The 4377-nt window shown below is 70.8% G+C and carries 4 protein-coding genes and 1 pseudogene; all 5 read right to left on the bottom strand.

Features of this window, described 5'->3' with window-relative positions; all coding sequences use genetic code 11:
• Window positions 1-125: 125 nt before the first annotated feature.
• Window positions 126-1151, bottom strand: coding sequence for a prolipoprotein diacylglyceryl transferase (gene lgt, locus HY68_RS20030; RefSeq protein WP_041990797.1), 1026 nt, complete (start codon window positions 1149-1151; stop codon window positions 126-128).
• A gap of 70 nt (window positions 1152-1221) precedes the next feature.
• Window positions 1222-2055, bottom strand: a complete 834-nt coding sequence (locus tag HY68_RS20025) for a thioredoxin domain-containing protein (RefSeq protein ID WP_041996644.1) — start codon at window positions 2053-2055, stop codon at window positions 1222-1224.
• A gap of 76 nt (window positions 2056-2131) precedes the next feature.
• Window positions 2132-2944 (bottom strand): tryptophan synthase subunit alpha, encoded by an 813-nt coding sequence (gene trpA / locus HY68_RS20020; RefSeq protein ID WP_041990795.1) that lies wholly within the window; start codon window positions 2942-2944, stop codon window positions 2132-2134.
• A complete protein-coding gene (trpB, locus tag HY68_RS20015) occupies window positions 2941-4176 on the bottom strand; it encodes a tryptophan synthase subunit beta (RefSeq protein WP_041990793.1) in 1236 nt (411 codons plus the stop codon). Before trpB ends, trpA begins: the two co-directional genes overlap by 4 nt.
• A 96-nt stretch (window positions 4177-4272) precedes the next feature.
• Window positions 4273-4377: pseudogene (locus HY68_RS45305) on the bottom strand (tryptophan synthase subunit(beta)); the annotation flags it as partial.

Below are 4377 nucleotides of genomic sequence, written 5' to 3'. Positions count from 1 at the left end.
CCGCCGCGCCCACGAGACGGCCTTCGCCGCCCTGACGCGAGGGTGACAAACGCCGGGGCCGCCGGACCTGGATCAGGTCGGCGGCCCCGGCGGCCCTGCGGAACGTGCGGTGTGCGCCCGGCCGGTCAGGTCTTCTTCAGCGTGGTGGCGCCGGCCGGCTTGGCCTTGCCGTCGTCGCCCTCGTCGTCCTTCGGACCCGCGTCCTCGGGCTCGTCGGCCTTCGAGCCCGCTTCCTTGGGAGCGCCGTCCTTCGGCTCCGTGTCCTTGGAGTCCGCGTCCTTCGAGTCCGTGTCCTTCGAGTCCGTGTCCTTCGGGTCGCCGGACGTCACGGCGTCCGGCGTGGCCGGTTCGACGATCTCTTCGCGGCCCGGGCGGATCTTCGAGGAGACCACGATGTAGACGACCGCCAGGACGAAGATGATCCCGGCCGTCCAGTCGTTCAGCCGGACGCCGAGGATGTGGTGGGCGTCGTCGACGCGCATGTACTCGATCCAGGCCCTGCCCACACAGTACGAGGCGACGTAGAGGGCGAAGGCCCTGCCGTGGCCGAGCTTGAACCTGCGGTCGGCCCAGATGACGAGCAGCGCGACGAGCACGCACCACAGCGACTCGTACAGGAAGGTCGGGTGGTAGAGCCCGGCTTCCCTGTTCGGACCCGCGCTGATCTTCAGCGCCCAGGGCAGATCGGTCTTCTTGCCGTACAGCTCCTGGTTGAACCAGTTGCCCCAGCGGCCGATGGCCTGCGCGAAGGCGATGGCCGGGGCCAGTGCGTCGGCCCACGCCGGCAGCGGGATGCCCCGCCTGCGGCAGCCGATCCACGCGCCGACGGCGCCGAAGGCGATCGCTCCCCAGATGCCCAGGCCGCCCTGCCAGATCTTGAAGGCGTCGACCCAGTCCTCACCGCTCTTGAAGTACAGCTCGTAGTCGGTGATCACGTGGTAGAGCCGGCCGCCGACCAGGCCGAAGGGCACCGCCCAGACGGCGATGTCGGCGACCGTCCCTGCTTTGCCGCCCCGGTCGATCCAGCGCCTGCCGCCGTACCAGACGGCGACGAAGACCCCGATGATGATGCAGAACGCATAGCCGCGCAGCGGAAGTGGTCCGAGATGGATCACTCCGGTCGACGGGCTGGGAATGTAGGCAAGTTCCATGGCAGAACCGACGCTACCGTGCCGGGCGGGAGGTACGGCAACCCGCCCGGCAACGTCTGGATAACGAGCGTCAGCTCGCGGACGGGCTCGCGGCCTCGCTCGCGGACGGCTTTTTGCCCTTGTTGGCCTCGGCGACCCACTTCTTCAAGTTGGCCGGGCTGATGTTCTCGTTGCCCTTCTTCGGGAACACCGGCGTGCCGTTCAGCAGGACCGTCGGGGTGCCGGCGAAGCCGCCGGTGCGGAAGGCGTCGGCCGAGGCGCGGACCCAGGAGTCATGCTTCCCGTCCTTCACGCACGAGTCGAACGCGGGCGTGCGCAGCCCCGGGACCTTGGACGCGAGGTCCAGCAGTCTGCTGTTCTTGCCGAAGGCGTCGTCGGTCTCCGGCGGCTGGTTCGAGTACAGCGTGTCGTGGTACTTGGCGAACTTTCCCGCGTCCTGGGCGCAGGCCGCCGCGTTCGCGGCGCGCACCGAGCCCGTACCGCCCATGTTGCCGTCGATGATCGTCGCGAGGTGGTACTCGATCTTGAGCTGTCCCGAGCTCTCCAGGTCGTGGAACGTGCTGCGGAACACGTTCTCGAACTGGCCGCAGATCGGACAGCGGAAGTCCTCCCACACGGTGAGCGTGGACGGTGCCTTCGCCGAGCCCACCTGGATCGCGAGGTCGTCCTTGCCCCGGGCGCCCGAGGGCGCGACCGCGGGCCCCGCGCCCGCCGCGCCGGTGGTCTTGTCCTTGCCGATGTTGGCGGCGACCACCCCCACGGCGGCCGTCGCCCCCAGTACGCCGACGACCGTCGCCGCCACGATCAGGCCGCGCTTGCGCTTCTCCCGCGCCTTGTGCGTTTCACGTTCCCGCCGGAGCCGCTCTCTCGCGCTCCTCGTTGCCTCTCGGTTCTTCTCGCTCACGCCCACAGCAACGAACCGGGGAGGCGCGTACGCACCTCCCCGGTCCCAGGTCCACCCGTACGGATGACGTCACCCGTCAGCGCTTGCGAACGCCTTCCGCCAGCTCGGCGGCGAGCGCCCGGACGGCGACAAGACCGGCTTCCTCGTCGGCGGCGTCCAGCATCCGCTTGACGAAGGCCGAGCCGACGATGACCCCGTCGGCGAATCCGGCGACCTCGGCGGCCTGCGCGGCGTCGGAGACGCCGAGGCCGACACAGACCGGCAGCCCGGTCGTGGCGCGGGTGCGCCGGACCAGGTCCTGGGCCTGCGCGCCGACCGAGGCGCGGGTGCCGGTGACGCCCATCAGGGACGCGGCGTAGACGAATCCGCTGCCCACCGCCGTGATCTTCGCGAGGCGTTCGTCGCGGCTGCTGGGGGCGACCACGAAGACCGTGGCGAGCCCCTGCTTCTCCGCGTGCTGCCGCCACAGCTCCGACTCCTGCACGGGCAGGTCGGGCAGGATGCACCCGGCGCCGCCCGCCTCGGCCAGCTCGGCGGTGAACCGCTCGACGCCGTAGCGGTCGACCGGGTTCCAGTACGTCATGACCAGCACCGGCTTGCCGGTGGCCTCGTACGCCTCACGGACCGTACGCATCACGTCGGCGATCTTGACGCCGCCGCGCAGCGCGATGTCGTCGGCGGTCTGGATGACCGGGCCGTCGAGCACCGGGTCGCTGTGCGGCAGCCCGACCTCGACCACGTCGGCGCCGCCGTCGAAGACGGCCTTGACCGCGGCGATCCCGCCGTCCACGGTCGGGAACCCGGCCGGCAGATAGGCGATCAGCGCGGCGCGGTTGTCCGCCTTGGCCGCGGCGAGCGTGTCGCCGAGCAGTTGGATGTTGCCGCTCACTTCGTGCCCTCCCCGTCGTACAGCCCGAAGTAGCGGGCGGCCGTGTCCATGTCCTTGTCGCCGCGCCCGGAGAGGTTGACGACGATCAGCCCCTCGGTGCCGAGTTCCTGGCCGACCTCGATGGCGCCGGCCAGCGCGTGGGCGCTCTCGATGGCCGGGATGATGCCCTCGGTGCGCGACAGCAGGCGCAGCGACTGCATCGCCGCGTCGTCGGTGACCGCGCGGTACTCCCCGCGTCCGCTGTCCTTGAGGTAGGCGTGCTCGGGGCCGATGCCCGGGTAGTCGAGTCCGGCCGAGATCGAGTACGGCTCGGTGATCTGGCCTTCGTCGTCCTGGAGCACGTAGGACCGCGACCCGTGCAGGATGCCGGGCTCGCCGGCCGTGAGGGTGGCGGCGTGCTCGCCGCTGTCGATGCCGTGTCCGGCCGGCTCGCAGCCGATCAGCCGCACCTCGGTGTCGGGGATGAACGCGTGGAAGAGACCGATCGCGTTGGAGCCGCCGCCGACGCAGGCGACGGCGGCGTCGGGCAGCCGGCCGGCCCGCTCCAGGATCTGCCGCCTGGCCTCGACACCGATCACCCGGTGGAAGTCACGGACCATGGCGGGGAACGGGTGCGGTCCCGCGACCGTGCCGAACAGGTAGTGCGTACGGTCGACGTTGGCGACCCAGTCGCGGAACGCCTCGTTGATGGCGTCCTTCAGGGTGCGGCTGCCGGACTTCACCGCGATGACCTCGGCGCCGAGCATCCGCATCCGGGCGACGTTGAGCGCCTGGCGCTCGGTGTCGATCTCGCCCATGTAGATGGTGCATTCGAGGCCGAACAGCGCGCAGGCGGTGGCGGTCGCCACGCCGTGCTGGCCCGCGCCCGTCTCGGCGATGACCCGGGTCTTGCCCATGCGCCGGGTGAGCAGCGCCTGGCCGAGCACATTGTTGATCTTGTGCGAGCCGGTGTGGTTGAGGTCCTCGCGCTTGAGGAACACCCGGGCGCCGCCCGCGTGTTCGGCGAACCTCGGCACCTCGGTCAGCGAGCTGGGCCGGCCGGTGTAGTTGACCATCAGTTCGTCGAGTTCGGCGGCGAAGGCAGGATCGCCCTTGGCCTTCTCGTACTCGACGGCGACCTCGTCGACGGCGGCGACGAGCGCCTCGGGGATGAACTTGCCGCCGAAGGCACCGAAGTACCCGTCGACGCTGGGGACCTGACCCGCCGGGTCAGGAATGAAGAACTCGGACACGGAAGAACGACTCCTCGGGGAAGCTGCGGACACGGGGCACCGTATGCGCCGTCACCGAGCTGTCCCGCACGCGCGTGCGCGGGGGGCGGCCCGGACTCAGAGCGCCGTGGCGCGCCGCCATCGCATCCCGTTGACCTGTCCCGGCTCGTCACCGATCACGTACCGCACCCGCCTGCCGTGCACCCGGCGGGCGGGCGCCCG

The sequence above is a fragment of the Streptomyces sp. AcH 505 genome, assembly GCF_000818175.1.
In the GTDB taxonomy this organism is placed as follows: Bacteria; Actinomycetota; Actinomycetes; order Streptomycetales; family Streptomycetaceae; genus Streptomyces.
This window is presented reverse-complemented; position numbering and strand designations above follow the sequence as displayed.

Coding starts and splice junctions, on each gene's coding strand:
- lgt (WP_041990797.1), bottom strand. CDS start 1,151: ATGGAACTTGCCTACATTCCCAGCCCGTCGACCGGAGTGATCCATCTC.